Source organism: Leisingera sp. ANG-M1 (assembly GCF_000813745.1).
GTDB lineage: Bacteria > Pseudomonadota > Alphaproteobacteria > Rhodobacterales > Rhodobacteraceae > Leisingera.
Genome location: NZ_JWLC01000041.1, coordinates 1 through 26,907 on the forward strand (window position 1 = coordinate 1; position 26,907 = coordinate 26,907).

The following is a 26,907-nucleotide window of genomic DNA, read 5'->3' on the forward strand; positions in this document are numbered from 1 at the left end:
GCCGATCGCCCGCAGGTACAGGCCGCGGTCATGGGCAAAGTTCTGCACCAGCTCGCCCACCTTCCAGGACGGATCAAACGGCTCGCGCGTCCTGGCATCCTTCATCAGCTCAAAGCCGCAGAACAGCCCGACACCGCGCACCTCAGCGACCAGCGGGTGATCCGCCATCGCGTGGCAGCGGCTCAGGAACCGGTCGCTCACCTTGCGCACATGGCCGACCAGGTCGATCTCGTCATAGATGTCCAGCGCTTCCAGGCTGACAGCGGCGCCCACCGGGTGGCCCGCATAGGTGTAGCCATGGCCAAAGACGCCGACCTCGTCGGAGTTCTTCATCATGTCGGCGTACATGTCGTCCTTGAACATCAGGGCCGAGACCGGGAAGAAGGCCGCAGACAGCGCCTTGGCGCAGGTGACCATATCGGGCTTCATGCCCCAGGTCTCCGAGCCCCACATATTGCCGGTGCGCCCGAAGCCGCAGACCACTTCGTCGGCCAGGAGCTTGATGTCATACTTGCGCAGCACCGCCTGCATCTCGCGCCAGTAGCCCTCCGGCGGCATCAGCGCGCCGCCGCCCGAGATCGCAGGCTCGGCAAAGAAAGCCGCAATCGTCTCCGGGCCTTCCGACAGGATCAGCTCTTCGAACTTCGCGGCCATCCGCGCCGAGAACTCCTCTTCGCTCTCGCCGTCGATGTGGAAGCGGTAGTAGTTCGGCAGCTCGGTGTGCTTGAACTCCGGCAGCGGCAGGCCGAACTTCGCATGCATATGCGGCTGGCCGGACAGCGACACGGTGGCAATGGTGTTGCCGTGATAGCCGCGCACCCGGCCGATCACCTTGCGCCGCTCCGGCTCGCCCTTGGCGGTGTTGGTGTACCACAACAGCTTGATCGCGGTGTCGTTGGCCTCGGAGCCCGAGCACTGGAACATCGCCCGGGTCATTCCGTTCGGCGCCATCGCGGTCAGCCGCTCGCCCAGCTCCGCCACCTTCGGGTGCGAGCGGTTGTAAAACGTCGGCGCAAACGGCAGCGTGTTCATCTGCCGCATCGCCGCGCCGGCCAGCCGCTCGTTGTGATAGCCCAGGGACACGCAGCCAAGGCCGGAAAACCCGTCGATGATCTCGCGCCCCTCGCTGTCATAGATGAACACACCCTTGCCATGGGTGATCATCGTCGGCCCGTTTTCCGCATGCTGGCGCAGGTTCGACTGCGGGTGCACGTGGTGGGCTTTGTCCTGCTCAATCGAGCGTTTGGCGTCGGCGTTCATATCTCGCTCCAAAGGAATTCTTCGCGCCCGATTTCACATTCATCTTGACTGAAACTCAATCTCGAAGTTTTCTCACTTTGTTGAATACAATTCAGGCAAACCATGAAACCTCTACTCGAAAAGCAAAGCGCCAGGCTGGGGCCTGGCGCTTCATATCCGGTTGCAGAGCTTTTCATTTCCTGTCCGCAGCATCCCTGAGCAAAGCTGCCAGGCGGAAGAAACCATGCGCCATTTTTGTGTAGGGCATCAGCAGGAAGAACGTCAGAACCGCGCCGAGATGCAGCGGCAGCAGCACCGCAACCGCTCCGGTTCCGGCGGCGGCATAGAGCAGCAGGCCGCTCAGAGACACAAACCCCAGCAGCAGCACAAAGCCCATTTCCCCGGATCGCATCTGCTTGGCACCAAGATCCGGATCAGCCTTCAGTTTCAGCCGGGCCAGTTCGGCGCACCCCAGGACCAGCAGAATGCCGCCCGGAACGCCCAGCAGCTTAGGCAGGCTGAACACCCCGTATGGCGCGGGCCAGTTGAACACGTAGTGCATGATGGTGCCTGACGCCGTCGCGCCAAAGCACATCAGGAAACCCCACATCACCGCCTGATGGGCCATACGGCGGGCATTGGAAAAACGGTCTTCATCCTCGAAATTGCAGCCCTGCCCCTGGCCGCCCGACAAATCCTTCATCCGGGCGGCGCGTCCCAAAGCGTGACGGATGTGGGAGAGGCGGATCTGCCCGCCGCCCACATGGCGCCAGTAGCCGCGCAAGGATGCAAACAGCGCTGCCAGCGGCAGCAGGAAGGCGGGCATGAAGATCGCGACCATCAGCCCATGGCTCATCACCGCATAAAAGCCTTCGCCGCTTTCGGGCCGCAGGGCCTGAGCGGCCCAGAACAGCGCTGCAAATCCCAGCACCAGCGCCAAGGCCAAGGCGGTGCCGCTGCGCTGGAACAGACGGGCCAGCGGGCCGGGCCAGGCAAAGCGCTCCCAGCTTTCAGTGCGCACCTCGGCCAGGATGCCAGGCAGGTTCAGGTCGAACTCATGCGGTTCGGTGTACTGGCAGGCGTAATAGCAGCCGCGGCAGTTGTGGCAGAGGTTGGCGAACTGGGTGATGTCCGCCTCGGCAAAGCTGCGCTGCCGCATGATCGCCGGGAAGACCGAGCAATAGCCTTCGCAATAGCGGCAGGCGTTGCAAATCTCGATCTGGCGGCGGGCTTCGTCGATGCGGGTCGAGGGCTTGCTGTCCATTTGGCTCTGATCAAACATGTGTGGTACCTGATCCGGGCATCCCGGGCCGTAAGCGAGCCGGGGAGAAGTAAGTAATGTCAGACATATTGAGCGGCCTCCCGGCCTGCGATGCGGCCGAACACGGTGCCGATGGTCATGCCGAAACCCGCCAGGTAGCCTTGGCCCAGGATCGAACCGGCCATGGTCTCGCCTGCGGCCCAGAGGTTTTCTACCGGCCCCTTGGTGCCCTGCACCTGCGCTGTCTCGTCCACCTTGAACCCCAGATAGGTAAAAGTCACACCGGGGCGCAGCGAATAGCCATAGAACGGCGGCTCAGTAATCGGGCGGGCCCAGTTGGTCTTGGGCGGCGTGAGGTCTTCGGTCACCAGCCCGTCCAGTTCGGTCGGGTGGAACGTGCCAGGGCGGCAGGCGCCATTGAAGGTCTCGATGGTCTCTGAGAGTTTCTGCGGATCCAGCCCCAGCTTGCCGGCCAGCTCCGGGATCGTGTCTGCCGTGACCGGCGGGAACACCGAGGGCATGAACAGGTCCTTGGACTTCGAGTCGATGATCGAAAAGGCCACCTGATCGGGTTCAGCCGCCACCAGCCGCCCCCAAATCGCATAGCGCTTGGGCCAGACGTCTTCGCCTTCGTTGTAGAAACGGTCGCCGTTCTTGTTCACCACCACCGAGAACGGCACGCAGTCGAGCCGGGTGACAATGCCGCCGTCGAACTTGGGCGCGCGGCCGTCGATCGCCACCGCGTGGCATTGGGTCGGGTCGCCAATGGACTGCACCCCCTGCCCCAACAGGTCGAACAGCACATCGCCGCGGTTGTAAGGCGTGCCGCGGATCAGGAAGTTCTCGGCCTCCGGCCCCCAGGCCTCGACCAGCCGCTCGATATTGCCCTGGAAACCGCCGGAAGCCACCACCACCGCGGGCGGGCTGAGGCTGTGGCGCTCACCGCCGTGAGTGAAATCGACCCGCGTGATCCGGTCGCCGTCCAGCTCGATATGGGTGACCGGTGCCTCATAGAGCACTTCAACGCCTAAGGCTTCGGCGGTGCGGTAATAGGCATTGACCAGCGCCTTGCCGCCGCCGAGGAAGAAGGCGTTGGTGCGGCTCAGCGACAGGGTGCCCGACAGCGAGGGCTGGAACCGCACGCCGTGGGCTTCCATCCAGGGCTGGCTCTCCTGGCTGCCACGGATCGCCATGCGGGCCAGGTGCTCGTCGGTCTTGCCTTTGGTCACCAGCAGCAGGTCGTTGTAATACTCGTCCTCATCATAGGTGCCGGTGAGCACCGACAAGGGGCCGTCGTGCATGCAGCGGAAGTTGCGGGTGTGGCGCGAGTTGCCGCCGCGGTAGGGTTTGGGCGCGGCCTCCAGCATCAGCACGCGTTTGCCGGCCTCCGCCGCGGTGATCGCAGCGCAAAGGGCGGCATTGCCGCCGCCCACCACAACGATATCGGGATTGCTCATCATCTCGCTTACTTTGGCGCCTTGAACAGGTCCTTGCGAAGGGTCATCAGCGCGCCGGGGTCGATTTTGCCCTGGATGATGGAGGTCTCGCCGCTGGCAAGCGCTGCCTCCAGCGCCGGGCCCATCTCACCCGGGCCATCGACCCAGATGCCCTTGCCGCCGCAGAGCTCGGCAAATTTGTCATAGCGCGGCGAGGTGATCTCAGCGCCCAGCAGGCGGCCGCCGTAGAACTCCTGCTGATAGGCTTTCTCGGCGCCCCAGGCCTCGTTGTCTAGGACCACGATCACCACTGGCAGCTTGTGCTGAATGGCGGTCTGGATTTCGATCATGGTGTAGCCGACAGCGCCGTCGCCCATCACGGCCACAACCGGACGGTCGGGTGCAGCAGCCTTGGCGCCGATGGCCGCAGCCAGGCCAAACCCGACGAGGCCGAAGTCCAGCGGTGTGATCAGGCTGAGGGGTTCGTAATGCGCCAGCCGGTCGGCGGCTTGCAGGCAGGTGTTGCCGGTGTCGAGTGTGACGATGGCATTCTCCGGCAGCGCCGCGCGGATCTCGCCCAGCGCCCGGCGCGGGTGCATCGGCAAAGTAGCGATCTGCGCTTCTTCCTCGCGTTCTGCCGCAAGGCTTGCCATATCGGCTTTGAAGGCAGCACGCCATTCATCCGCCGCGGGTTTCGACGCCGCCGTGGCCAGCGCCTCTGCGGTCAAACGGGCATCAGCCTGCACCGCAATCTCGGCGGGGAAATAGCGGCCCACAGCCGAGCCGTCGATATCCACATGGGCAATACGGGTGTCGGCGCCGACATAGTCGTTACTGTGGAAGGTGGAGTTGAAGCCAAGCCGGGCACCCAGCACCACCATCACGTCAGCTTCTTTGGTCAGGCGGCTGGCCACCCGGTTACCGCGCGGGCCGGCCTGGCCAGCAAACCACGGATGGCCGTGGCGCATCACGTCAGCATGGCCGGTCGAGGCCACCACCGGCACCTCCAGCGTCTCGGCCAGGGCAGTCAGCGCCTCGCGCCCCCTGCCCCATTTGAAGCCACCGCCCGCAAAGATCACCGGGCGCTCCGCGTTTGAGAGCAGAGTTGCGATGGCGCTGATGTCTTCTGGAGCCGCAGGCCCCGGGCGGGCGATGTTCACGGGCTTGGGGTCGATGGCAGGCACTTCGGCGGCAAAAAGGTCGCGCGGCACATGCAGCACCACAGGGCCGCGGCGGCCCGAATTGGCGAGCCGGATCGCATCCTCCAGCATCGGTGCCAGACGCGACGGATCGGTGACCATGACCGAGCGTTTGGAGATCGGCGCAAACAGTGCCACCTGATCGACTTCCTGGAAGGTGTCCTTGCACTGGTCGGCACGGGTGATGGCGCCGGCAATCACCACCAGGGGTGAATAGGCCAGCTGCGCCTCGGCAACCGCAGTCACGATGTTGACCACACCCGGCCCGGCCTGCGCTCCCAGCACCACGCCGGGCTTGCCGGTCATCCGTGCCCAGGCATCGGCCATATGGCCCGCGGCGCGCTCATCCCGGGCGCCGACGTAGGATATCGCACCGTCCTGGTACATCGCATCGTAAAGCTCCAGCATCGAGCCGCCCAAGAGCCCGAACACCGTGTCGATGCCATTTGCCTTCAAGACGCGGTAAGCGGCTTCGCCGCCGGTGATCTGATCGGTCATCTGTCGTTCCTTCCTTCCGGGGACCGCGGCGCCGGGGCCTGGCCCGCGCTGCTGGTCAGCCATGTCTGCGGGCGGCAATGCGCAACCCCTCTGTTTTCACCAACAAAACGGCCGTCCGCCGCCTTGCCCGCCCATTGCGCCTTGTTCTGCGCTGCAGGGAGGACGGTGACCGCCGCTCCCTTTGAATTCGCTGCCGCCATGCGTCAGTCCTCGCACCGCGGCCGCAGGTTCTGCGGGTCAAAGAGGGCATCCTCATGCACCGTCACCGGATAGGCCTGGTTCAGGATCTGTACCGACAGCCCCTCGCGCGGCGTGCCCTTGCGGACAAACAGCCAGCCCAGCGATTTACCCACAGTGTAGCCGTAGCCGCCCGAGGTGGTGAGACCGACCGGCTTGCCATTCAGCAGCACCGGCTCGCCGCCGTGGATGTCGATATCGTCCGCGTGCAGCTCGCCATAGAACAGCTCCCAGCCCGGATCGCGGGACAGCAAGGCCTCCTTGCCCAGGAAGTCCCGGCCCTCGGCCGCAACAAACCGCTCCAGCCCCACGTCCAGCGGCCCCACATCGGTGGTCAGCTCGCCGGAGGCACGGTAGGCCTTCTCCATCCGCATGCCGTTGAAGGCATAAGACCCCAGATCGGTCAGCCCGTGCTTTTCGCCAGCCGCAAACAGCGCGTCATAGAGCTCGCCGATCTGCTCTAGCGGTGCGTGCAGCTCCCAGCCAAGCTCGCCGACAAAAGAGACCCGCAGCGCGTAGCACGGGATGCCCGCCACAGTGATCTCCTGCCCCGACAGCCAGGGGAACGCCTTGTTTGAGAGATCCGCGTCCGTCAGCTCCGCCATAATCCGGCGCGAGGCCGGTCCAGAGAGCGCCAGCATGCCCCAGTCGTGGGTGCGGTTGACCATCTGCACATCTTCGCCATCGCGGATATGCGATTTGATCCAGTCGAAATCCGGATTGCAGCGGGCAATAGGCGAGCCGGTGAAATAGCGGTCCTCGGCCATGCGCCAGATGGTGATCTCAGTTTCGAACCGGCCTTTCTCCGTCAGCAGGTGGTTGAGGCTCATCCGGCCGTCCTTGGCCGGGATCTTGTTTGCCGACAGACGGTCCAGCAGCGCGCCTGCATCCTTGCCAGTAATCTCGAACTGGGCAAAGGCGCAGAGGTCGATGACGCCGGCCGCCTCCCGCGTTGCCTTGGCCTCTGCCATGGCGCTGCCGTGCCAAGGCTGGTGGCCCCAGCCAATCTGTTCCTTTTCACCCGCCTCGCCAAAGTAGCGCGGGCGTTCCCAGCCTGCGACCTCGCCGAACACCGCGCCCTTGGCAGCCAGCCGGTCATAGAGCACATGACGGTTCAGCGGCCGAAGGCTCTCGAACTGCTTCCCGGGGCACGGCGTGTCATGCCGCCGCATGAATTCATCCTTGGTGCGCTCGACGATGAAATGGTCGGTCGAGAAGTTGCCATAGCGGCGCGGATCCATGCCGCGGGTGTTGATCGGTGTTTCGCCATGCACCATCCAGTCGGCCAGCACCTTGCCCGCACCGCCGCCCCAGGCCAGACCGATAGAGGAGCCGCACGAGAGCCAGACATTCGGCGCCCCCGACGGCCCCACCAGCATGCCGCCGTCCGGCGTATGGGTGATCGCCCCGCGCACCACACGTTTGATACCAAGCTCTGCCAGCACTGGCATCTTGTCGAACGCCACCATCAGGAAATCGCCGATGGAGTCGTAATCCGCCTCAAACAGCTCATTCTCGGCGGCCCAAGGCGCGCCATTCGGCATCTCCCAGACGGTGGGGCAGACATGGCCTTCGTAAATGCCGATCAGACCCGATTTCTGCTCCTGCCGGATATAGCCGCCATAGGCGTTGTCGCGCATCACCGGCAGTTCCGGGCGGTCCATGAACTCGGGCACGGTGTCCGTGACCAGATAGTGGTGCAAACAGCTAACCGAAGGGATCTTCAACCCGAACCACTCGCCCACCTGATTGGCGTAGGAGCCCGCGGCAATCACCACATGCTCAGCCAGCACATCGCCCTTTTCGGTGCGCAACAGCCACATATCCCCCTTGCGCGAGGCGCCCAGAACCTGGTTGCGCCGCTCGATCTTGGCGCCGCGCGCCCGGGTGGCGGCAGCCAGCGCCATGGTGACCGACGAGGGGTCAATATGGCCGTCCTCGAATGTCTGCACTGCCGCTTTGACGTTATCTACCTTGTAGAAGGGATTCACCTTGGCGATTTCTTCCGGGCCGACCAGCTCCATCGGCAGGTCCAGGAGCTTGCCAACCCCCATGATCGACTTCATCCAGTCGACCTCATCGTCGGTGGTGGCGATACGGAAGCCGCCGACCTCGTGCCAGCCGATGCTCTGGCCGGTTTCCTTCTCGACCCGCTTGTAGGTCTCGATCGAGGTCTTGTTGATCCAGCCCGCCAGACGGCTGCCCACCGCATGGGCGATCTGACCCGCGGCATGCCAGGTCGAGCCGGAAGTCAGCTCCGCCTTCTCAAACAGGATCGTATCGGTCCAGCCGTTCTCGGCCAGCTGGAACTGGGCGGCCACGCCCATGATGCCGCCGCCGATGATGGCGACCTGCGTGGTGCGGGTGGTGTCAGTCATGTGCAAACGCCTCTTTGGCGGGTTTCAGAGACGCCTTGGCGCCGTAGCGGGTGCAGGCGATTTCAACTTCGAAACCGCTCACAACGGTGTCTTTGGCAAGCTGGTCCAGCGGAGCGTCAATCATCGCCAAGGCAACCGAGCACCCGTATTTGTAGCTCCAAGCCGCCGAGGTGATCTGCCCCACGACGTTGCCATCGAAGTAGATCGGCTCATCATGGATCGGGAGCGCCTCCGGGCCGTCAAACAGGATCGAGACGATCCGGCGCTCCGGGCTGTGCTCCTGCAGCGCTTCCTCACCCACAAACCCGGTGCCAAAGGCGCAGAAGCTTCCCAGCCCTGCCTCATGCGGCGTGGTGCCGGGGCTGAGCTCGTGGCCAAAGGCCCGGAAACCGCTTTCGATCCGCAAGCTACCGCTGGCAAACAGCCCCGCGTGGCTGGCACCAGCCGCCACCAGCGCCTCATAGGCGGCCATCGCCATGTCGGCGGGGATGTAGAGCTCATAGCCCTCCTCGCCAGTGAAGCTAAGGCGCCCTGCCCAGCCGCGGGCCAGTCCGATCTCCACGGGGGCAAACTGGAAACGTTTCAGATCCGGCACCGGGCTGTTCGAAGTGGCTTGCAGCACCTCGCGCGCCTTGGCGCCCGCCAACCCGATGATCGCATAACCGCTGGTCACATCGGTGAATTCCACGCGGAACGCGCCCTTGGTCTCGCGCATCCGCTTCAGATCGCGCACGACCTCACCGGCACCCACGATCATCAGATAGGTGTCCTGCCCGTGCCGCTGCACGGTGATATCGCTCTCCACCCCGCCCTTGCGGTTCAGGATCTGGGTATAGGCGATGCGGCCTTCAGCGATGTCCATCTGCGCCGCGCACAGGTGGTTAAGGAAAGCGCAGGCATCCGGACCCTGCACCATGATCTTGCCAAAGGCGCTTTGGTCCAGGATCGCGGCGCCGTTGCGGCAGGCGTCGACCTCGCAGCCGACTTGCTCGCGCCAGGCTGGCACGCCGAAAGTCAGCGGCAGATGTGCGTCCTCCCCGCCGAAATGCACCGCGCGTTCCCAGCCGCCGCGGCTCTCGAACCGTGCCCCTGCGGCCACCAGCCCTGCATGAATGGGCGAGCGGCGCTGGCCCCGGGCGGTCTCCATCGAACGGCCTGGGAACGGGTTGTCGTAGTGCCGGCCCAGAACCTCGGGGATGCGGGCCTCCAAGGCGCCCAGCACATTCATCTCGGGGCTGAAGCGGCGGATATCGGCCTCGTTCAGCTCCATCGTTGGCTCACCGGCGATGATCCACTCCGCCATCGCCTTGCCCGCGCCGCCGGCCAGCGCGATACCGGTGGAGTTCATGCCGCCCATCAGGAACAGGCCCGGCACCTCGGGGCTTTCGCCCAGCATAAACTGGCTGTCGAGCGTAAAGCTTTCAGGGCCATTCAGCAGCATCCTCACCTCGGCCTTCTCCAGCGCCGGGATACGCCGCAGGGCGTTCTCCATCATCGGCATGAAGTGGTCCCAGTCCTCGTCCAGCAGATCAAACGAGAAATCTTTGGGCAGCCGGTCCAGAGGCAGACCTTTGGCATGGGGTTCGAAACAGCCGACCAGCAGGCCCTCGACGTCATCGCGGGCGTAGAGGAAGGCATCCTGATCGTTCAGCGTCGGCAAATGCGCGCCCTTGCCCAGCGCCTGCACTTCTTCCAAGGGTTTGGTCAGGATGTAGAAATGCTCGCAGGCATAAAGCGGCATATGCGCGCCCGCCATGGCGGCAACCTCGCGGGACCAGAGACCGCAGGCGATGACCACCTCATCGGCCTCGATCAGATGGTCGCCCACCTCGACGCCGGAAATCCGCCCGCCCCTCTTCTGCAAGCCAGTGACCGCCGTGTCCTCAAATATCTGCACGCCCCGCGCCCGCGCGCCCTTGGACAGCGCCAGAGCCACGTCCGAGGGGTTCACCCGGCCATCCGCAGGCGACCAGACCGCGCCGATCACATCGTCGGTTTCGATCAGCGGCCACAGCTCTTTGGCGCGAGAGGCATCCACAACCTCGGCCTCCAGTCCGAAGGCGCGGCCCAGTGAGACCTGGCGCTTGATGTTGGTCAGCCGGTCCTCGTTGGTGGCCAGGGTCAGCGAGCCGGTCTGGGTCCAGCCGGTGGCCTGGCCGGTCTCCACTTCCAGCTCGCCATAAAGGTCGATCGAGTAATTGATCAGCTTTGTCAGCGTTGCCGAGGGCCGCAGGCGGCGTACCAGCCCGGCAGCATGCCAGGTCGTGCCGGAGGTCAGTTTCGAGCGTTCCAGCACCACGATATCCTTCCGCCCTTCGCGGGCCAGGTGATAGGCGATGGAACAGCCGATGACGCCGCCGCCGATGATGACGGTGCGCGCGTGGGAGGGGAGGCTCATTGAATTACTCCGTCACGGATGAGCGCGGAAATGGTGCCGCGGAAATGCTCCACGGCCTCGTCGATCAGGTCAGGCGTATGCGGCAGGCCGGTCACACAGGAGGTGAAGGACATGAAATCCACGCCGCGCGCCAGCAGACCGTCGCGCAGGCCTTTGACGATGGCGGGCGGAGTCTTACGGATGGCGGCCGCGTCCAGCCCATCAATCGAGGTGCCGCCGAAATAGAGATGGCAGGTGGAGCTGTCGCCATAGGCCAGCGCCTGCACGTCCTGGTCGCGGAACACCGCATTGAAACCATCCCGCAGCCGCGCGGCCATGGCATCGGCATGGGCTTGCACATCGCCGGTGGAGAGGATCTCCATTGCCTTGATCGCACCCGCGGCCACCATCGGGGCCGCGTTGAAAGTGCCCTTGTGGCTGACCGGAGGCGACAGCCCGTCACGGGTCTCAGCCGGGCTCAACAGCTCCATGATTTCGGCCTTGCCCACCACGGCACCGCCGGGCAGACCGCCGGTCACGACTTTGGCGAGCGTTGTCAGGTCCGGCACCACACCATCGCGGGCTTGCCGCCCGCCGGGCGACCAGCGCAGCCCGGTGATCACCTCGTCAAAGATCAGCACATGGCCGCTTTGATCCGCCAGCGTGCGGATGCCCTGCAGGAACCTCTCGGGCAGCGGTACCGAGCCATAATTGGCGCCCGAAGCCTCTACAAACACGGTGCCGATCTGCGGGTCGCTGTCCAGCAGCGCGGCGATGGCCTCCAAATCCGGCGGCGCCACCACGGTCAGGTCGCTGACCGCCTGCGGCACCCCCAGCGAGGGCGCGGTATTGGCGCCCGGCTTGGCGCCTTTTATCAGCATGTCGTGCCATCCGTGGAAATGCCCGTCGATGCGCAGCACCTTGTCGCGCCCCGAATGCGCCCGGCCCAGCCGCAGCGCCAGCATGGTGGACTCGGTGCCCGAGCCGGTGAAGCGCACGCGTTCAGCGGACGGGAACAGGCGGTTCAGCCACTCGGCCCATTCCACCTCCAGCGGGTGGCAGTCGCCGGTATAGGGCATCTGCTGCATCTGGGCGGCGACGGCCTCGGCCACTTCAGGATGGGCATGGCCCAGGATCTGGCTGGCCGCGCCCAGCTTGAAGTCGATATAGCGCTTGCCGTCCGCATCCCATTTCTCGGCGCCCTTGGCGCGGGTGAAATAGATCGGATGCGGGGTCTTGTAGCGCAGCTCGTGGCTGACCCCGCCCGGCATGACAAGGCGTGCGCGTTCAGCGAGGGATTGGCTGGTGTTCATGCCCGCTCCTAGTGGTTCAAAACGATGGATTTGATGGCGCAATAGGCGCTGAGGCCCGCGAGTCCCTTTTCGCGGCCAATGCCGCTTTCCTTGACGCCGCCAAAGGGAAGGGTGTCGCCGCCCTTGAGGAAGCCGTTGACAAACACCTGCCCCGCCTCTGCCTTGCGGGCAAAGCGCATGGCTTGGGTGGTGTCCGCGGTGTAGATCCCGGCAACAAGGCCGAAAGCGGTGCCGTTTGCCAGCTCCAGGGCCTCCTCGGCAGACCGGCAGGTCTGGGTCACGAGCACCGGGCCAAAGACCTCCTGCTGGGCGATCTCGGCCTCTGCCGGGACACCGGCAAAGATGGTGGGTGCATAAAAGTAGCCATTTGGCAGGCCTTCCGGGCAGGCCATATGGCCGCCGGTGACGCAATTCAAACCCTCAACCTTGGCGCGGGAGACAAATCCCTGCACCCGTTCCAGTTGGCTGGCAGAGATCAAAGGCCCCAGATCCGGGTCGTCCAGTCCGTGGCCGATGCTCATCGCCTTGGCCTTGGCGATCACCTTTTCGACCAACGCGTCATGCACCGTGGCCTCACAGATCAGCCGGGCGCCTGCGGCGCAGACCTGGCCTGCGTTGAAGAATATCCCGCGGGCCACGCCTGCGGCGGCGGCGTCCAGGTCCGCATCCGCCAGCACCACCACCGGGGACTTGCCACCCAGCTCCAGCGTGGTGCCGGCAACAGGCTTGGAGGCGGACTGCATGATCTTGCGCCCGGTCGCGGTGGAGCCGGTGAAGGTCACATGCGCCACGTCCTTGTGGCTGGCCAGTGCCTCGCCGATGTCGCCTGCGCCGGTTACAACATTGAACACTCCGGCGGGCAGATCCGCCTGAGATGCCAGCTCGGCGGTCAGGATGGTTGTGAGCGGCGTCAGCTCCGAGGGTTTGGCAACAACGGTGGCGCCTGCGGCCAAGGCCGGAGCCGCGCCGCGTGCAAGTGTTGAGATCGGGTAGTTCCACGGCAGAATATGCGCCGTGACACCGATTGGCTCCAGCACCGTAAAGGCGGTCTGGTCCGGACCCAGCGGGATGCTCTCGCCATTCAGCTTGTCGCAGGCGCCAGCGTAGAAACGGAAGTATTCCGCCGCGCGGCCGACGTCGCGCTTGGCCTGGCTGATGGGCTTGCCTGCGTTCAGGCTCTCAACAGCCGCCAGCCGGTCCGCGTTTTTCTCCAGAAGCTCCGCAAGCCGGAAAAGCACCCTGGCCCGGTCTGCCGGAGGTGTATCCGCCCAGCGCGGCAGCGCCGCCTTGGCACTGGCAACCGCTTGCTCCACCTGGCCGGCGTCCGCGTCCGAAACCTCAGCAAAACCCCGTCCCAACGCCGGATCAATCAAGCTGCGCGCAGCACCCGATCCGGCCTGTCCCGCGCCGTCGATCCAGCAATGCGGAATGCGGTCCAGCTGCCGGGGGTAAAGCGGATGATCCTGCATCACGCCCGCCCGATCTGCTGGCGGCTGAGGCAGATGTTGAACCGCTCGCGCAGCTCCAAATCCTTGTCGTCTGCGATATGGCCAGGAAAATGCCCGGCCAGCAGCTCCCGCGCCTTGTTCTTGGCCACATCGCCGATGGGGCGCGAGCCCTGCTCCTCCCACTCCCGCGGGGTTTGACGGTCGCCGAAATGCGGATAGAAGTAGTCGGACTTCATCCGGCTGAAGGTGTGGCGGTGACCCAGGTAATGCCCCTCGCCGCGGCAGACCTCGGCAATCACCTCAGCACCGATGTTCTCGGAATTCACCTCCACCCCGCGCAAGGTCCGCAAGATGTTGCCGATCATGTCGTTGTCGACCACATAGGCCTCCAGCGACACGCCCAGCAGGCTCGCCTGCATACCGCAGGCCTGGGTGATCAGATTGGAACCAGCGTGCGCAGCCGTGGATACTGCCAGGTTCTTTTCGCTGCCATATTGCGCATCCAGCGTCTTGGAGTCGGTAATGCCGGCAATCGAGGTAACAGGCAGATTGTAGAACCGGCCCATCTGCGCCGCTGCTGCCATCAGGATCGCCTGCTCGCCGCCGCCTGCGCACATAGAGCCGGTGCGCAGATCGGCGATCAGCGGCTTGGCGCCATAGATCGCGGCCACATTCGGGTCGACCAGCCGGGCAAACACGAGCCCGGCAATGGTTTCCGCCACCGCCTGCACCAGTGAGCCTGCAATGGTGGCCGGGCTGGTGGCGCCGGCCTGGCCTGCCGAGATCAGCTGCACCGGGAAGCCTGCCTGCACCGCGGCTTCCAGGGTGTCCAGTGCTTCTTCGGCAAAGCGCATCGGCGGCACCACATGGCAGACCATCACAGTCAGGAACGGGCGCGCGCGAAAGGCTTCCTCAGACCCGGCCAGCGCGTAGCACATGTCTGCCAGCTGCTGCACGTTCTCAGGCTCGGAGACCGACACCGACACATGTTTGGAGGTGCCCATCAGGCAGGCATAGGCGGTGTTCAGGTCCATATCCGCCACATTCTCGATGTCACGGGCGACCACCGAACGGCTGAAATGGTGGATATTCTCCATCGCGTCGCAAATCCGCGCGGCGTCATAGAGATCCTGCAGCGTGCCGTCCCGATAGCGCCCGTCCTCAAGGTCGAACACCCCAGGCGCCCCGCCGCCGGAGCTCATGTGGACGCGTTTGCCGGACAGATCCAGGTCATGGCGCGGGTCCTGGCCATAGAGCACCACATCGCGGCGGGCTTCCTCAACGGTTTTCAGAACCAGATCGCGCGGGAACAGCAGGCGCTTGTCCTCGGTATAGCTGCCGCCTGCCGCACAGACCTTCTCGATCATCGAGGATGTTGCCTGGCTCAGACCCAGCGTTTCCAGCAGCGACAGAACCGCCTCGTTGACCTCGGCCTCATCGGCATCGCTCAGCGGCCGGAACCGGCCGCCCTCGATGCCGCCCCATACCGGCGGGTTGTCTTCTGCCGGTGCGCTTTCGGCTTCGATCCGGGCTTCTCTGCCGCGGCGGCGCGATCTTGCAGCCATGATGTTCCCCTGACGGACTTGCTTTGCGCAAAGGCTACGCAGGGGCGGCGGGCGGCACAAAAACAAGTTTCTCTTGCTACTGATGAGAAAAACTCATTTAAATCCGGCATGGCCAATCTACCCTCCCTCCCCGCCTTGCGCGCCTTCGAAGCCGCCGCCCGCCTCGGCAGCTTCCGCGCCGCGGCGGAGGCAATCAACGTCTCGCCCACTGCAGTCAGCCACCATATCCGCGGGCTGGAGGCATATCTGAACATTCAGCTGTTCACCCGCGACGGCCGCCAAGTGCATCTGACCGATGAAGGCGCGCGGCTGGCAGACGGCACGGCCAAGGCGTTCCGGATCCTGGAGGCAACGGTGGATTCCGTTGCCCGCTGGCCGGAAAAGACCACTGTCCGCATAGCTCTGGGCCCCAGCTTCGCCACCCGCTGGCTGCTGCCGCGTTTTGGCGATTTCTGCGCCAAGTTTCCGGATGTGGAACTGAAACTGGTACAGACCCCGCTGTTGGTCTCGCCGCAGAATGTGGATGCGGATATCTTCATCACCTGGGGCGACGGCCGCTTTCCCGGCATGATCTCGGAGCCGCTGGTCAGTGTGCTTTCGGCACCGGTGGCCAGCCCCGCACTGCTGCAGCGGCTAGGCCACCCGCAGTCGCCTGCAGACCTGAAACGCTTTCCGCTGATCCACCAGCGCGATACCCTGGGCTGGAACGCCTGGTTCATGGAGGCGGGGGTCAGCCTGAACGGGCCCCTGCCCGGTCCGGTCATCGAAGACACCAATGTGGTGCTGCAGGCTGCCGCCGCCGGGCAAGGCATCGTAATGGGGTGGATCCCGCTGATCGACACCGATCTGGAAAGCGGGGTGCTGGTGCAGCTGTTCGACACCACCGTCAGCGAAAACCGCGCCTATTACCTGGTCCGGCCCGAGTCCGGTCCGAATGAAGGGATCACCGGCGAAATCTGCGACTGGCTGCTTGCCCAGGCCTCTCCGGCAGCGGCAGCTTGACCCCGAGGTTCAAGATCTGGACAGCACCGGAAAATGCGCCAGCAGCGAGGCCTTGGCTTCCAGAACATGCGCCCGGGTCAGATCCGCAGCGCGGCGGGCATCGCCAGCTTCACAGGCTGCCAGTATTTCCAGATGCTCGCGCTCGGCCCGGGCCATGCCGTCACTCATCACCAGCTGCGCCCGGATATAGCGGTCGATCCGGTCCATCGCCCCGCGTGCTGCTTCGCGGTGGAAACTCAGCGTGCTGGCACTGTAAAGCGCCCCATGGAATTCCCGGTTCAGGACGCCCCACTCCATCGGGTTCTTGCAACCGGCAAAGGCCTCGCATTTCTGCCGCGCCTGCGCCAGCAGCTCCGGCCCCATCCGCGGCACCGCATCGCGGATGATCTCCGGCTCCAGCAGCGCTCGGAAATCGAAGATCTCCGCCGCCTCATCCGCTGACAGCCCGGCCACCACCGCGCCCTTGAAGCGCTGGGTCTTGACCAGCCCGTATTCCTCCAGCCGCGAGATCGCCTCGCGCACCGGAATCCGGCTGGTGTCGAAGCGGCGCGCGATCTCCTCCTGCCGCAGAGGTTCGCCCTCCTCCAGCCGCCCGTCGATGATCGCCTGGCGCAAAGCCTCGAACACAGCAGCCGATGCCGAGGCCGCTTTGGAGATATCAACCGGATCCAGATTCATTGCGCAGCTCTCCTTTGCCACAGGTCTATTGGAACCTGACCGGGCAGGAAAGCGGACCGGATAGGAAATTCAGGCAGCCGGCAAAGCGGTCACACCTCCAGCGAGACCCACAGCACCTTGGCGTCTTCCTCGCTGACCGACACGCAGCCATGCCCCATGCCGCTGTCATAATAGACTGAATCCCCCGGACCCATGCGCAAAGGCCGGTAGTGCTCAGTGTAAAGGATCAACTCGCCGCTGAGGACAAACATGAACTCCTCGCCGCGGTGGCGGACCCAATTGTCGAATTCGGTCACATCCCGCGCCTTGATGGTGCTGATATAAGGCACCATGCGCTTGCTGGTCAGTTCGCTGCACAGAAGCTCATGATCATAGGTCGAGGTTTCCTTGTGCTCGCCCAGGCCGGTGCGGGTGAAGTCGCGCCGCCCGGTGACGCCGCTTTGCCCCGACTGAACAAACAGCTGCGGCGTTTCCAGCTCCAGCGTCTGCATCAGGCGGCGGATGATCTCGAAACTGGGACGGGTCTGATTGTTCTCGATCTTCGACAAAGTAGACCGGCCGATGGCCGCGGCCCTAGCCGCTTCCTCCAGTGTCAGACCCTTTTCCTTGCGGGCGTCGCGAATCATTTTTCCAAGGATTTCGCCGTCCGGAGCCTCCATGGCCTCGGGACCCAGTCCTGTTTCCTCTGAGGGAATTGGTTCCATTTGCGTGAATTCTCCTGTGCTGAAAACAGCTTAGCTTTGATGTATCTGCGGGTCAAAATTTCCATCACAGTACTTTTTGTTTGCAAGAGGGAAAAAGTTTCCTATAGGAGACGCAACGTCGTATACGGCAGCATACGTGCCGGTCCTGGACCGCATTTCGGAGGAGAAACCAAATGAGCGCTTATGATCTGATCGTGATTGGGGCCGGACCGGGCGGTTATGTCGCAGCAATCCGCGCTGCGCAGCTGGGCCTGAAGGTCGCCTGTGTCGAAGGCCGCGGCTCTCTGGGCGGCACCTGCCTCAACGTTGGCTGCATCCCCTCCAAGGCCCTGCTGACCTCCTCGGGCAAATATGCCGAACTCTCCCATCTCTCCTCGCATGGCATTTCGGCCGGGGAGGTCAGCCTGGACCTGGGCGCAATGATGGCGCGCAAGGACAAGATTGTCGGCGACCTGACCAAGGGCATCGCCTTCCTGTTCAAGAAGAACGGCGTCGACCACATCGAAGGCTGGGCCAGCATCCCGGCCCCCGGCCAGGTGCAGGTGGGCGGCGACACCTACACTGCAAAGAACATCCTCATCGCCACCGGATCGGAACCCAGCCTCCTCCCCGGCGTGGAGACCGACGAGGTGGACGTGCTGAGCAGCACCGGTGCGCTGGCTCTTGAAGCCGCGCCAGAGCATCTGGTGGTGATCGGCGCCGGCGTGATCGGGCTTGAACTTGGTCAGGTCTGGTCACGCCTCGGATCCAAGGTGACGGTTGTGGAATACCTCGACCGCATCCTGCCCGGCATCGACGGCGAGATTGCCAAGCTGTCCCAGCGGGCTCTGTCCAAGCGTGGGCTGAAGTTCCAGCTGGGCCGGGCACTGAAGACCATTGAAAAAGGCGAAAACGGCCTGACTCTGACCCTCGACCGGGTTGGCAAGGACAAGGAAGAGCAGATCGAAGCCGATAAGGTGCTGATCGCCATTGGCCGCCGCCCGGTGACGAAAGGCCTGGGCCTGGAAGAGCTCGGCGTCTCCATCAACGCCCGCGGCTTCATCGAAGTCGACGAAACCTTCCAGACCTCTGTCCCTGGCATCTTTGCCATTGGCGACTGCGTGCCCGGCCCGATGCTGGCGCACAAGGCCGAGGAAGACGGCGTCGCTTGCGTGGAAATCATGGCGGGCGAGCACGGCCATGTGGATTACAACACCGTGCCCGGCGTGGTCTACACCGACCCCGAGGTTGCCTCTGTCGGCTTGACCGAAGAAGCGCTGAAAGAGGCGGGCACCGATTACATCTCTGGCAAGTTTGCCTTCATGGCCAACTCCCGTGCGCGTTCGATTGGCGAGACCGATGGCGCCGTCAAAGTGCTGGCCACGCCCGAGGGCAAGATCCTCGGCGCCCATATCTGCGGCGCGCATGGCGGTGATTTAATTGCAGAATTGGTGCTAGCGATGACCAAAGGTGCTACCATCGAGGAGGTTGCACGGACCTGTCACGCGCACCCTGCGATGGGTGAGGCGGTGAAAGAAGCCTGCCTCGACGCGCTTGGCCGTGCCATCCACGCCTGATCTGGAGGGACCTGCCAGATGACGATCCAGCTAAGACCCCGTCACCCGGAAAAGGCCCACAAGGCCGACAGCGCCATCCCGCGCAAACCGCGGTGGATCCGCAAGAAGAAGATCGAAAGCGCCGAATACTACGAAACCCGCAAGCTGATGCGGGAGCATGATCTGGCGACCGTCTGCGAAGAGGCCGCCTGCCCCAACATCGGCGAATGCTGGTCCAAGCGCCATGCCACGATGATGATCATGGGCGAGGTCTGCACCCGCGGCTGCTCCTTCTGCAACGTGACCACCGGCAAGCCGGACACGCTGGACGCGTTTGAACCGGGCCGGGTCGCGGCAGCGGTCAAGAAACTGGGCCTGCGCCACGTGGTGATCACCTCTGTCGACCGGGACGATCTGGAGGACGGCGGCGCCGAACACATCGCCCAGACCATCCGCGCCACCCGCCACCAGAACCCCGGCACCACCATCGAGGTGCTGACCCCGGACTTTCTGGGCAAGGGCGCAGCCGCTGACGCGGTATTCGAAGCTGCTCCCGACGTTTTCAACCACAATCTGGAAACCGTGCCGCGGCTTTACCCGCGTGTGCGCCCCGGCGCGCGCTACTATACCTCGCTGCGGCTGCTGGACGACGCCAAACGCGCCAACCCGCAGCTGTTCACCAAGTCCGGCATCATGGTCGGCCTCGGCGAGACCCTCGACGACGTGCGCCAGGTGATGGACGACCTGCGCGCCGCACAAGTCGATTTCCTGACCGTGGGCCAATACCTGCAGCCCACCCCCAAACACCACCCGATCGACCGTTTCTGGTCGCCGGAAGAATTCGAGCAGCTGGAACAAATCGCCCGCGCAAAAGGGTTCCTGCACGTGTCGGCGACGCCGCTGACCCGTTCATCGTTCCACGCGGATGAAGATTTTGCCGCCCTGAAAGAGGCCCGTCAGATGGCCTTGGCAAAGGGCATTTAACCTTAACGCAAGCGGGAGGAGACCCATGGAAGCGTTAAACACAGCAGTAGGCTGGCTAAATGGTATCGTGTGGGGCGTACCCATGCTCATCATGATACTTGGTGTCGGCTTTTTCCTGCAGGTCGGCCTGAAGTTCATGCCGATCATGAAACTGGGCGTGGGCTTCGGCCTGCTGTTCAAGGGCCGTGAAGGCCAGGGCGAAGGCCAGATCAGCCCGTTCAACGCGCTGATGACGGCTCTGTCGGCCACCATCGGTACCGGGAACATCGCAGGTGTAGCCACCGCGGTCTTCCTTGGCGGCCCCGGCGCGCTGTTCTGGATGTGGATGACCGCGCTGGTCGGCATGGCCACCAAATACTCCGAAGCCGTCTGTGCCGTGAAATTCCGCGAGCGGGACGAACAGGGCAACTATGTCGGCGGCCCGATGTACTACATCAAAAACGGCCTCGGCGCGAAATGGGCCTGGCTGGGCGTTGCCTTTGCCCTGTTCGGCGCAATCGCAGCCTTCGGCATCGGCAACGGTGTGCAGGCAAACGGTGTGGCGCAGGTTCTGGAAACCAACTTCGGCTTCAACCCCTCGGTCACCGGTATTGTCCTGATGGTTCTGACCGGCGCCGTGATCCTGGGCGGCATCACCCGCATCGGCGCGGTGGCTGGTAAGCTGGTGCCGTTCATGGCTGTCAGCTACATCATCGCCGGCCTGATCGTGCTGGTGATCAATGCAGATGCCATCGGCACCGCAATCGGCCTGGTTTTCACCCATGCCTTCACCCCGTCGGCAGCCGAAGGCGGCTTTGCCGGTGCAGCAGTCTGGGCAGCCATCCGCTTTGGTGTGGCCCGCGGCGTGTTCTCGAACGAAGCAGGCCTGGGTTCCGCTCCGATCGCCCACGCGGCAGCCGAGACCAAAGGTCCGGTCAACCAGGGCCTGATCGCAATGCTGGGCACCTTCATCGACACCATCATCGTGTGCTCGATCACCGGTCTGGCAATCATCGCCTCCGGCGCCTGGACCTCGGGTGAAAGCGGCGCGGCCCTGACCTCGCTGGCGTTCGAAACCTCGCTGCCCGGCTTCGGCGGCTACCTGATCGCCATTGCGCTGTCGATCTTTGCCTTCACCACCATCCTGGGCTGGTCCTACTATGGTGAGAAATGCGTCGGCTACCTGCTGGGTGCCAAGGTCCTGATCGGCTACCGCATTCTGTGGATCGTCGCGATCTACTTCGGTGCCACCGCCGACCTCGGCTTCATCTGGCTGCTGGCGGATACGCTGAACGCGATGATGGCCATCCCGAACCTGATCGCCCTCGCGCTGCTGAGCCCGATCGTCTTCAAAGTGACGAAAGAGTTCTTTGCAACCGGAGGTAAATCGGAAGAAGCTGGCACTGCCGCTGAATAATAAACCCGCGGAGGGCGCCACCGCGCCCTCCCACCCCAAATCCAACCAATTCAAAGGCTGCACAGGATGACCGACGCACCCAAACGCACCCCGCTTTATGACCTGCACGTCGAGCTTGGCGGCAAGATGGTCGATTTCGCCGGCTGGGAAATGCCGGTGCAGTATCCCATGGGCATCATGGGCGAGCACAAGCAGTGCCGCGAGAAGGCCGCGCTGTTTGATGTCTCCCACATGGGCCAGGTGATCCTGCGCGGCGACAACGTGGGCGAGAAGCTGGAAACGCTCTGCCCGCAGGCCTATGCCACCCTGAAGGAAGGCAAGGCCCGCTACGGCTTCTTCACCAACGAAGACGGCGGCATCATGGACGACCTGATCGTCTCCAATGCAGGCGACCACTACTTTGTGGTGGTGAACGCAGCACTTCGCCACCAGGACATCCCGCATATGCAGGCAAACCTGGACGGCGTCGAAGTGACCGAGATCTTCGACCGCGCGCTGGTTGCCGTGCAAGGCCCCAAGGCCGAAGACGTGGTGGGCGAACTGTGCCCCGCTGCCCGTGACCTGAAGTTCATGGAAACCACCGTCGCCGAAATCGGCGGTGTAGAATGCCGCATCTCGCGCCTAGGCTACACCGGAGAAGACGGCTACGAGATCTCAATCCCTGAAGCGGACGCGATCCGCGTGTCCAAACTGTTCCTGGCCCATGACGACTGCCAGCCCGCAGGCCTCGGCGCCCGCGACTCCCTGCGTCTGGAGGCCGGTCTCTGCCTCTATGGCAACGACATCGACCAGTCGACCTCGCCCATCGAGGCGTCGCTCTCCTGGGCAATCCAGAAGCGCCGCAAGGAAGAAGGCGGCTTCCCGGGTGCTGCCCGCGTGCAAAAAGAACTGGCTGAAGGCGCTGCCAAGAAGCTGGTCGGCATCAAGCCCGAAGGCCGCGCGCCGGCCCGCCAGGGCGTGGAAGTGCAATGCGCCGAAGGCAATACGATCGGCGCCATCACCTCGGGCAGCTTCGGCCCCACCGTCGGCAGCCCGGTTGCCATGGGCTACGTGTCCGCAGGCCACGGCGAACCCGGCGAGAAAGTGAACCTCATCATCCGCGGCAAGGCGCAGCCGGCTGAGATCGTCGCCCTGCCCTTCGTCACCCAGAACTACAAACGCTAAGACATCATCAGGAGAGTCAAAATGGCCACCTATTACTCCGAAGACCACGAGTGGATCACCGTTGAAGGCGACACCGCAACCCTGGGCATTACCCAGCACGCGGCTGACCAGCTGGGCGAAGTTGTCTTCGTCGAGCAGCGCGAAGCCGGCGACGAGTTCGAAAAAGGCGGCGAGATCGGCGTCATCGAATCCGTGAAGGCCGCGTCCGAAATCTACGCGCCGCTGGACGGCGAAGTGATCGAGGCGAACGAGGCCCTGGCCGACAACCCCGGCGCCCTGAACGAAAGCCCGGAAGGCGACGCCTGGATCTACAAGATCAAGATCGCAGACACTTCCCAGCTGGACGATCTGATGGATCTGGACGGCTACAAAGCCCTGATCGGCTAAGCCCCCCGCGGATCCGCCGCTGCTTGCCCGGATCCGCTCTTCATCTGGCTAAAAATATCCCCGCCGGAGGCTCCCGAACTTCCGGCCGGGCGTGACCTTCAGACAGGAGCGCTTGTAAATGGCCTTCAAACTCACCGATTACGAAGCCTATGACTTCGCCAACCGGCGCCACATCGGCCCCTCCCCTCGCGAGATGGCCGACATGCTGCAGGTGATCGGCTTCAAAACCCTGGATCAGCTGATCGACGCCACCGTGCCGCCCGCCATCCGCCAGAAAGAGGCGCTGGACTGGGGCCCGGCGATGACCGAGCGCGACGCGCTTTACCACATGAAAGAGGTCGCCTCGAAGAACAAGGTTCTGACCTCGCTGATCGGCCAGGGCTATTACGGCACCACCACCCCGGCGCCGATCCTGCGCAACATCATGGAAAACCCGGCCTGGTACACCGCCTATACCCCCTACCAGCCGGAAATCTCCCAGGGCCGCCTCGAAGCGCTGCTGAACTTCCAGACCATGGTCAGCGACCTCACTGGCATGGATATCGCCAACGCGTCGCTTTTGGACGAAGCCACCGCGGCTGCCGAAGCCATGGCGATGGCCAAGCGCTCGGGCCGTTCCAAGGCCAACAACGCGGCCTTCTTTGTCGACCAGAACTGCCACCCGCAGACCATCGCAGTGATCAAGACCCGCGCCGAACCTCTGGGGATCGAGGTGGTGACGGGCGACCCGGATACCATGGATGCCGACGCCGTCTTCGGCGCGATCTTCCAGTATCCGGGTACTTACGGCCATGTGCGCGACTTCACCAGCCAGATCGCCGCGCTGCATGAAAACAAGGCCATCGCCATTGTCGCCGCTGACATCCTGTCGCTGGCGCTGCTGAAATCGCCCGGCGAGATGGGTGCCGATATTGCCATCGGCTCGACCCAGCGTTTTGGCGTTCCGATGGGTTATGGCGGCCCGCACGCCGCCTATATGGCAACCACCGACAAGCTGAAGCGCGCCATGCCCGGCCGCATCATCGGTGTCTCCATCGACGCCCGCGGCAACAAGGCCTACCGCCTGGCCCTGCAGACCCGCGAGCAGCACATCCGCCGCGAAAAGGCAAACTCCAACGTCTGCACCGCCCAGGCGCTGCTGGCGGTGATGGCCTCCATGTACGCGGTCTACCACGGCCCCGACGGCATCAAGGCGATTGCCCAGTCGGTGCACCGCAAGACCTCGCGCCTGGCCGCCGGCCTGGAAGAGAACGGCTTCAAGGTGCAGCCGGAAGTCTTCTTCGACACCATCACCGTTGAGGTCGGCCCGCTACAGAAAACCGTGATGGAAGCGGCGGTTGCCCGCGGTGTCAACCTGCGCAAGATCGGCGAGACCCATGTCGGCATCTCGCTGGACGAGCAGACCCGCCCGGAAACCATCGAGGCCGTCTGGGGCGCCTTCGGCATCGACAAGAAGGACGACAGCCAGGCCAACCGCGCCTACCGCCTGCCCGACTACGCGCTGCGTGAAAGCGAGTATCTGACCCACCCGATCTTCCACAAGAACCGGGCGGAAGCAGAAATCACCCGCTACATGCGCCGCCTGGCCGACCGCGACCTGGCGCTGGACCGCGCGATGATCCCGCTTGGCTCCTGCACCATGAAGCTGAACGCGACCATCGAAATGATCCCGGTCACCTGGCCGGAATTCGGCAACCTGCACCCCTTCTGCCCGGAAGACCAGGCGCAGGGCTACCACCAGATGATCGCCGATCTGAACGACAAGCTCTGCCAGATCACCGGCTATGACGCGATCTCCCAGCAGCCGAACTCCGGCGCCCAGGGCGAATACGCAGGCCTCTTGACCATCCGCAACTACCACGCGTCGCGCGGCGAAGCGCACCGCAACATCTGCCTGATCCCGACCTCTGCGCACGGCACCAATCCGGCGTCGGCACAGATGGTGGGCTACAAGGTTGTTCCGGTGAAATCGGATGACAGCGGCAACATCGACGTCGCCGACTTCCGCGAGAAGGCCGAGAAGCACTCCTCCGATCTTGCAGCCTGCATGATCACCTACCCGTCGACCCACGGCGTGTTCGAGGAAACCGTGCAGGAAGTCTGCCAGATCACCCATGATCACGGCGGCCAGGTCTATATCGACGGCGCCAACATGAACGCCATGGTGGGCCTCGCCCAGCCGGGCAAGATCGGCGGCGACGTTTCGCACCTGAACCTGCACAAGACGTTCTGCATTCCGCACGGCGGCGGCGGCCCCGGCATGGGTCCGATCGGCGTCAAGGCGCACCTGGCCGAGCACCTGCCGGGCCACCCGGAATACGGCACCGCCGTAGGCCCGGTGTCGGCGGCTCCGTTCGGCTCGCCCTCGATCCTGCCGGTCAGCTGGGCCTACTGCCTGCTGATGGGCGGCGAAGGCCTGACCCAGGCGACCAAGGTTGCGATCCTGAACGCCAACTACATCGCCGCGCGCCTGAAGGACGGATACAAGATCCTCTACACCTCGGAAACCGGCCGTGTTGCACATGAGTGCATCCTCGACACCCGTCCGCTCGCCGATGAAGGCAACGTCACCGTTGACGACATCGCCAAGCGCCTGGTCGACTCGGGCTTCCACGCCCCGACCATGTCCTGGCCGGTGGCCGGCACGCTGATGGTGGAGCCGACCGAATCCGAGCCCAAGGATGAGCTGGACCGCTTCTGCGACGCCATGCTGTCAATCCGCTCGGAAGCGCAGGACATCATCGACGGCAAGATCGACGCCGACAACAACCCGCTCAAGCACGCGCCGCACACGGTGCGCGACCTGGTCGGCGAATGGGACCGTCCCTACAGCCGTGAGCAGGCCTGCTTCCCGCCGGGCAACCTCGGCGTCGACAAATACTGGCCGGCTGTGAACCGGGTCGACAACGCCTATGGCGACCGTCACCTGATCTGCACCTGCCCGCCGATGTCGGACTACGAAGAAGACTAAGCCTGAACCTCAGGCCTCCTGCCCCGCCGGGTTTACCGGCGGGGCACCCCGGCAGCCCCGCGCGGCTGCAGCCCCCGCATGACCCGCTCAGAGGAGAGAATGATGTCCCGTCTCGAACCGCTGACCGTGCCAGCTACCCAGCAATCCGCTGACAGTGCGGCACACGCCCGCTTTCATGATGTTGAAGTCATCCTGCCGCAGACCGAGCCGCCTGCCTCGGCCCAGATGATCTGCGATGTGTTCCGCGCCGCCAATGACCTGTTTCCCGACAGCGGTTACCGTATCGGCGTGCGCAACCTGGCCTCATCCATGCGCACAGCCCCCGCAGGCTGGAAGCCGCATACCGTGATTTTCCTTGGCGGCATCGCCAGCCGCTGGACCCCCAACGCCGGCGAGAAAGCCAGCCTGCAGCGGATCTGCCGCCAGGCGCAGCGCTGCCTGTTTGCCGGCAGCGCTATTTTCCTGCTGCCCGAAACCGGCCTGCAGGCCGAATTCGAAACCGCTGTCCACTCGAACTTCACCGCCGCTGCCCAGGAAGAGCAGCTCGCCTGCGCCCCCGCTGGCACGCTGACCACCGCCTCTGGCCGCATCAGCACGGCGATCAGCAGCTTCGCAGCTCTGCGCTTGCTGGTTGATTTCCTGCGCAACGACCGCGGCCCCTTCATCGCTGATGCGGTCTGCGACTATCTCGGCCTCGCCTTGGGCCCCGCCGCAGAACAATCCAAGGTCTCGCTGCAGCTTCGCCAGGCCGCAGGCGGCGACGCACTGGTGGTCAAGATCCTCGACCTGATGCAGCGCAACATCGAAGAGCCGCTGCTGATCCGCGACATTGCCCAGCAGGCCGGCGTCTCGCCCCGCAAGCTGGAGCGCCGCTTCCAGCAGAAGGCCCGCACCAGCCCGCTGACCGCCTACCGCAAGCTGCGGATCGAAAAGGCCCGCCAGTTGCTGCTGCACACCACCCTGCCGCTGGCCGAAATTGTTGCCGCCACCGGTTTCGGCTCGCGCAGCAATCTGACGGAATGGTTCAAGCGTGAATACAAGACCAGCCCGCAGGCTTTCCGCAAGCAGTATTACGCCGACCGGAACCTGGCTGGCTCTCCTGCCTGAGCAGGAGGCTGCTTCACCAAATGAAAAA

The 26,907-nt window shown here is 64.2% G+C and carries 19 protein-coding genes; 8 read left to right on the plus strand and 11 right to left on the minus strand.

Annotation, left to right across the window (positions count from 1 at the left end):
- The 9 genes from RA19_RS24945 to RA19_RS24990 all read right to left on the minus strand — a co-directional run.
- A partial coding sequence (locus RA19_RS24945) for an aminotransferase (protein ID WP_039168438.1) occupies nucleotides 1-1,260 on the minus strand: 1,260 nt, incomplete at its 3' end.
- 172 nt (nucleotides 1,261-1,432) lie between these two features.
- Nucleotides 1,433-2,521, minus strand: a complete 1,089-nt coding sequence (gene tcuB, locus RA19_RS24950; RefSeq protein ID WP_241479149.1) for a tricarballylate utilization 4Fe-4S protein TcuB — start codon at nucleotides 2,519-2,521, stop codon at nucleotides 1,433-1,435.
- Nucleotides 2,522-2,580: 59 nt separating this feature from the next.
- Nucleotides 2,581-3,957, minus strand: a complete 1,377-nt coding sequence (tcuA, locus tag RA19_RS24955) for an FAD-dependent tricarballylate dehydrogenase TcuA (protein WP_039168489.1) — start codon at nucleotides 3,955-3,957, stop codon at nucleotides 2,581-2,583.
- Between the two features lie 8 nt (nucleotides 3,958-3,965).
- Nucleotides 3,966-5,633 (minus strand): thiamine pyrophosphate-binding protein, encoded by a 1,668-nt coding sequence (locus tag RA19_RS24960; protein WP_039168441.1) that lies wholly within the window; start codon nucleotides 5,631-5,633, stop codon nucleotides 3,966-3,968.
- 203 nt (nucleotides 5,634-5,836) lie between these two features.
- On the minus strand, nucleotides 5,837-8,248 hold the full coding sequence (locus tag RA19_RS24970) for a GcvT family protein (RefSeq protein WP_039168446.1): 2,412 nt from the start codon (nucleotides 8,246-8,248) through the stop codon (nucleotides 5,837-5,839).
- On the minus strand, nucleotides 8,241-10,646 hold the full coding sequence (locus RA19_RS24975) for a GcvT family protein (protein ID WP_039168448.1): 2,406 nt from the start codon (nucleotides 10,644-10,646) through the stop codon (nucleotides 8,241-8,243). Before RA19_RS24975 ends, RA19_RS24970 begins: the two co-directional genes overlap by 8 nt.
- Nucleotides 10,643-11,938 (minus strand): aspartate aminotransferase family protein, encoded by a 1,296-nt coding sequence (locus tag RA19_RS24980; protein ID WP_039168450.1) that lies wholly within the window; start codon nucleotides 11,936-11,938, stop codon nucleotides 10,643-10,645. Before RA19_RS24980 ends, RA19_RS24975 begins: the two co-directional genes overlap by 4 nt.
- Nucleotides 11,939-11,946: 8 nt before the next feature.
- Nucleotides 11,947-13,407, minus strand: a complete 1,461-nt coding sequence (locus RA19_RS24985) for an aldehyde dehydrogenase family protein (protein WP_039168453.1) — start codon at nucleotides 13,405-13,407, stop codon at nucleotides 11,947-11,949.
- A complete protein-coding gene (locus RA19_RS24990; RefSeq protein WP_039168456.1) occupies nucleotides 13,407-14,951 on the minus strand; it encodes a trimethylamine methyltransferase family protein in 1,545 nt (514 codons plus the stop codon). Before RA19_RS24990 ends, RA19_RS24985 begins: the two co-directional genes overlap by 1 nt.
- Before the next feature lie 108 nt (nucleotides 14,952-15,059).
- Between RA19_RS24990 and RA19_RS24995 the strand changes: the two genes are divergently transcribed.
- Nucleotides 15,060-15,953: a LysR substrate-binding domain-containing protein gene (locus tag RA19_RS24995; protein ID WP_052262061.1), complete on the plus strand. Its 894-nt coding sequence runs from the start codon at nucleotides 15,060-15,062 to the stop codon at nucleotides 15,951-15,953.
- A gap of 9 nt (nucleotides 15,954-15,962) precedes the next feature.
- Here RA19_RS24995 and RA19_RS25000 read toward each other — a convergent pair whose 3' ends face one another.
- Together RA19_RS25000 and RA19_RS25005 are read right to left on the minus strand one after the other, a co-directional pair.
- Nucleotides 15,963-16,631 (minus strand): GntR family transcriptional regulator, encoded by a 669-nt coding sequence (locus RA19_RS25000; RefSeq protein ID WP_039168459.1) that lies wholly within the window; start codon nucleotides 16,629-16,631, stop codon nucleotides 15,963-15,965.
- 89 nt (nucleotides 16,632-16,720) lie between these two features.
- Nucleotides 16,721-17,335 (minus strand): helix-turn-helix domain-containing protein, encoded by a 615-nt coding sequence (locus RA19_RS25005; RefSeq protein ID WP_039168462.1) that lies wholly within the window; start codon nucleotides 17,333-17,335, stop codon nucleotides 16,721-16,723.
- A 173-nt stretch (nucleotides 17,336-17,508) separates the two neighbouring features.
- Between RA19_RS25005 and lpdA the strand changes: the two genes are divergently transcribed.
- The 7 genes from lpdA to RA19_RS25040 all read left to right on the plus strand — a co-directional run bounded on the left by lpdA (nucleotide 17,509) and on the right by RA19_RS25040 (nucleotide 26,879).
- Nucleotides 17,509-18,891: a dihydrolipoyl dehydrogenase gene (lpdA, locus tag RA19_RS25010; protein ID WP_039168465.1), complete on the plus strand. Its 1,383-nt coding sequence runs from the start codon at nucleotides 17,509-17,511 to the stop codon at nucleotides 18,889-18,891.
- 18 nt (nucleotides 18,892-18,909) lie between these two features.
- Complete coding sequence (gene lipA / locus RA19_RS25015; protein ID WP_039168469.1) at nucleotides 18,910-19,854, plus strand: lipoyl synthase; 945 nt, start codon at nucleotides 18,910-18,912, stop codon at nucleotides 19,852-19,854.
- 25 nt (nucleotides 19,855-19,879) lie between these two features.
- On the plus strand, nucleotides 19,880-21,250 hold the full coding sequence (locus RA19_RS25020) for an alanine/glycine:cation symporter family protein (protein WP_039168471.1): 1,371 nt from the start codon (nucleotides 19,880-19,882) through the stop codon (nucleotides 21,248-21,250).
- A 66-nt stretch (nucleotides 21,251-21,316) separates the two neighbouring features.
- Nucleotides 21,317-22,414, plus strand: a complete 1,098-nt coding sequence (gene gcvT / locus RA19_RS25025) for a glycine cleavage system aminomethyltransferase GcvT (protein WP_039168473.1) — start codon at nucleotides 21,317-21,319, stop codon at nucleotides 22,412-22,414.
- Between the two features lie 21 nt (nucleotides 22,415-22,435).
- Nucleotides 22,436-22,801 (plus strand): glycine cleavage system protein GcvH, encoded by a 366-nt coding sequence (gene gcvH, locus RA19_RS25030; RefSeq protein ID WP_039168475.1) that lies wholly within the window; start codon nucleotides 22,436-22,438, stop codon nucleotides 22,799-22,801.
- Nucleotides 22,802-22,919: 118 nt separating this feature from the next.
- The gene (gene gcvP / locus RA19_RS25035; RefSeq protein WP_039168478.1) at nucleotides 22,920-25,772 is read left to right on the plus strand and encodes an aminomethyl-transferring glycine dehydrogenase; all 2,853 of its coding nucleotides are present in this window, start codon (nucleotides 22,920-22,922) and stop codon (nucleotides 25,770-25,772) included.
- A gap of 102 nt (nucleotides 25,773-25,874) precedes the next feature.
- Nucleotides 25,875-26,879 carry a helix-turn-helix domain-containing protein gene (locus RA19_RS25040; RefSeq protein ID WP_082020687.1) on the plus strand — a complete coding sequence of 335 codons (1,005 nt, stop codon included), beginning with the start codon at nucleotides 25,875-25,877 and terminating at the stop codon, nucleotides 26,877-26,879.
- The last annotated feature ends 28 nt before the right edge of the window (nucleotides 26,880-26,907 follow it).

Excerpts from the sequence above, each read along its gene's own strand:
- gcvH (WP_039168475.1), top strand. The coding sequence starts at position 22,436 with ATGGCCACCTATTACTCCGAAGACCACGAGTGGATCACCGTTGAAGGC.
- lpdA (WP_039168465.1), top strand. The coding sequence starts at position 17,509 with ATGAGCGCTTATGATCTGATCGTGATTGGGGCCGGACCGGGCGGTTAT.
- RA19_RS24980 (WP_039168450.1), bottom strand. The coding sequence starts at position 11,938 with ATGAACACCAGCCAATCCCTCGCTGAACGCGCACGCCTTGTCATGCCG.
- tcuB (WP_241479149.1), bottom strand. The coding sequence starts at position 2,521 with ATGTTTGATCAGAGCCAAATGGACAGCAAGCCCTCGACCCGCATCGAC.
- RA19_RS24960 (WP_039168441.1), bottom strand. The coding sequence starts at position 5,633 with ATGACCGATCAGATCACCGGCGGCGAAGCCGCTTACCGCGTCTTGAAG.
- tcuA (WP_039168489.1), bottom strand. The coding sequence starts at position 3,957 with ATGAGCAATCCCGATATCGTTGTGGTGGGCGGCGGCAATGCCGCCCTT.
- RA19_RS25040 (WP_082020687.1), top strand. The coding sequence starts at position 25,875 with ATGTCCCGTCTCGAACCGCTGACCGTGCCAGCTACCCAGCAATCCGCT.
- RA19_RS24990 (WP_039168456.1), bottom strand. The coding sequence starts at position 14,951 with ATGGCTGCAAGATCGCGCCGCCGCGGCAGAGAAGCCCGGATCGAAGCC.
- gcvT (WP_039168473.1), top strand. The coding sequence starts at position 21,317 with ATGACCGACGCACCCAAACGCACCCCGCTTTATGACCTGCACGTCGAG.
- RA19_RS24970 (WP_039168446.1), bottom strand. The coding sequence starts at position 8,248 with ATGACTGACACCACCCGCACCACGCAGGTCGCCATCATCGGCGGCGGC.
- RA19_RS25020 (WP_039168471.1), top strand. The coding sequence starts at position 19,880 with ATGGAAGCGTTAAACACAGCAGTAGGCTGGCTAAATGGTATCGTGTGG.
- RA19_RS25000 (WP_039168459.1), bottom strand. The coding sequence starts at position 16,631 with ATGAATCTGGATCCGGTTGATATCTCCAAAGCGGCCTCGGCATCGGCT.
- RA19_RS24975 (WP_039168448.1), bottom strand. The coding sequence starts at position 10,646 with ATGAGCCTCCCCTCCCACGCGCGCACCGTCATCATCGGCGGCGGCGTC.
- RA19_RS24985 (WP_039168453.1), bottom strand. The coding sequence starts at position 13,407 with ATGCAGGATCATCCGCTTTACCCCCGGCAGCTGGACCGCATTCCGCAT.
- RA19_RS24995 (WP_052262061.1), top strand. The coding sequence starts at position 15,060 with ATGGCCAATCTACCCTCCCTCCCCGCCTTGCGCGCCTTCGAAGCCGCC.
- lipA (WP_039168469.1), top strand. The coding sequence starts at position 18,910 with ATGACGATCCAGCTAAGACCCCGTCACCCGGAAAAGGCCCACAAGGCC.
- RA19_RS25005 (WP_039168462.1), bottom strand. The coding sequence starts at position 17,335 with ATGGAACCAATTCCCTCAGAGGAAACAGGACTGGGTCCCGAGGCCATG.
- gcvP (WP_039168478.1), top strand. The coding sequence starts at position 22,920 with ATGGCCTTCAAACTCACCGATTACGAAGCCTATGACTTCGCCAACCGG.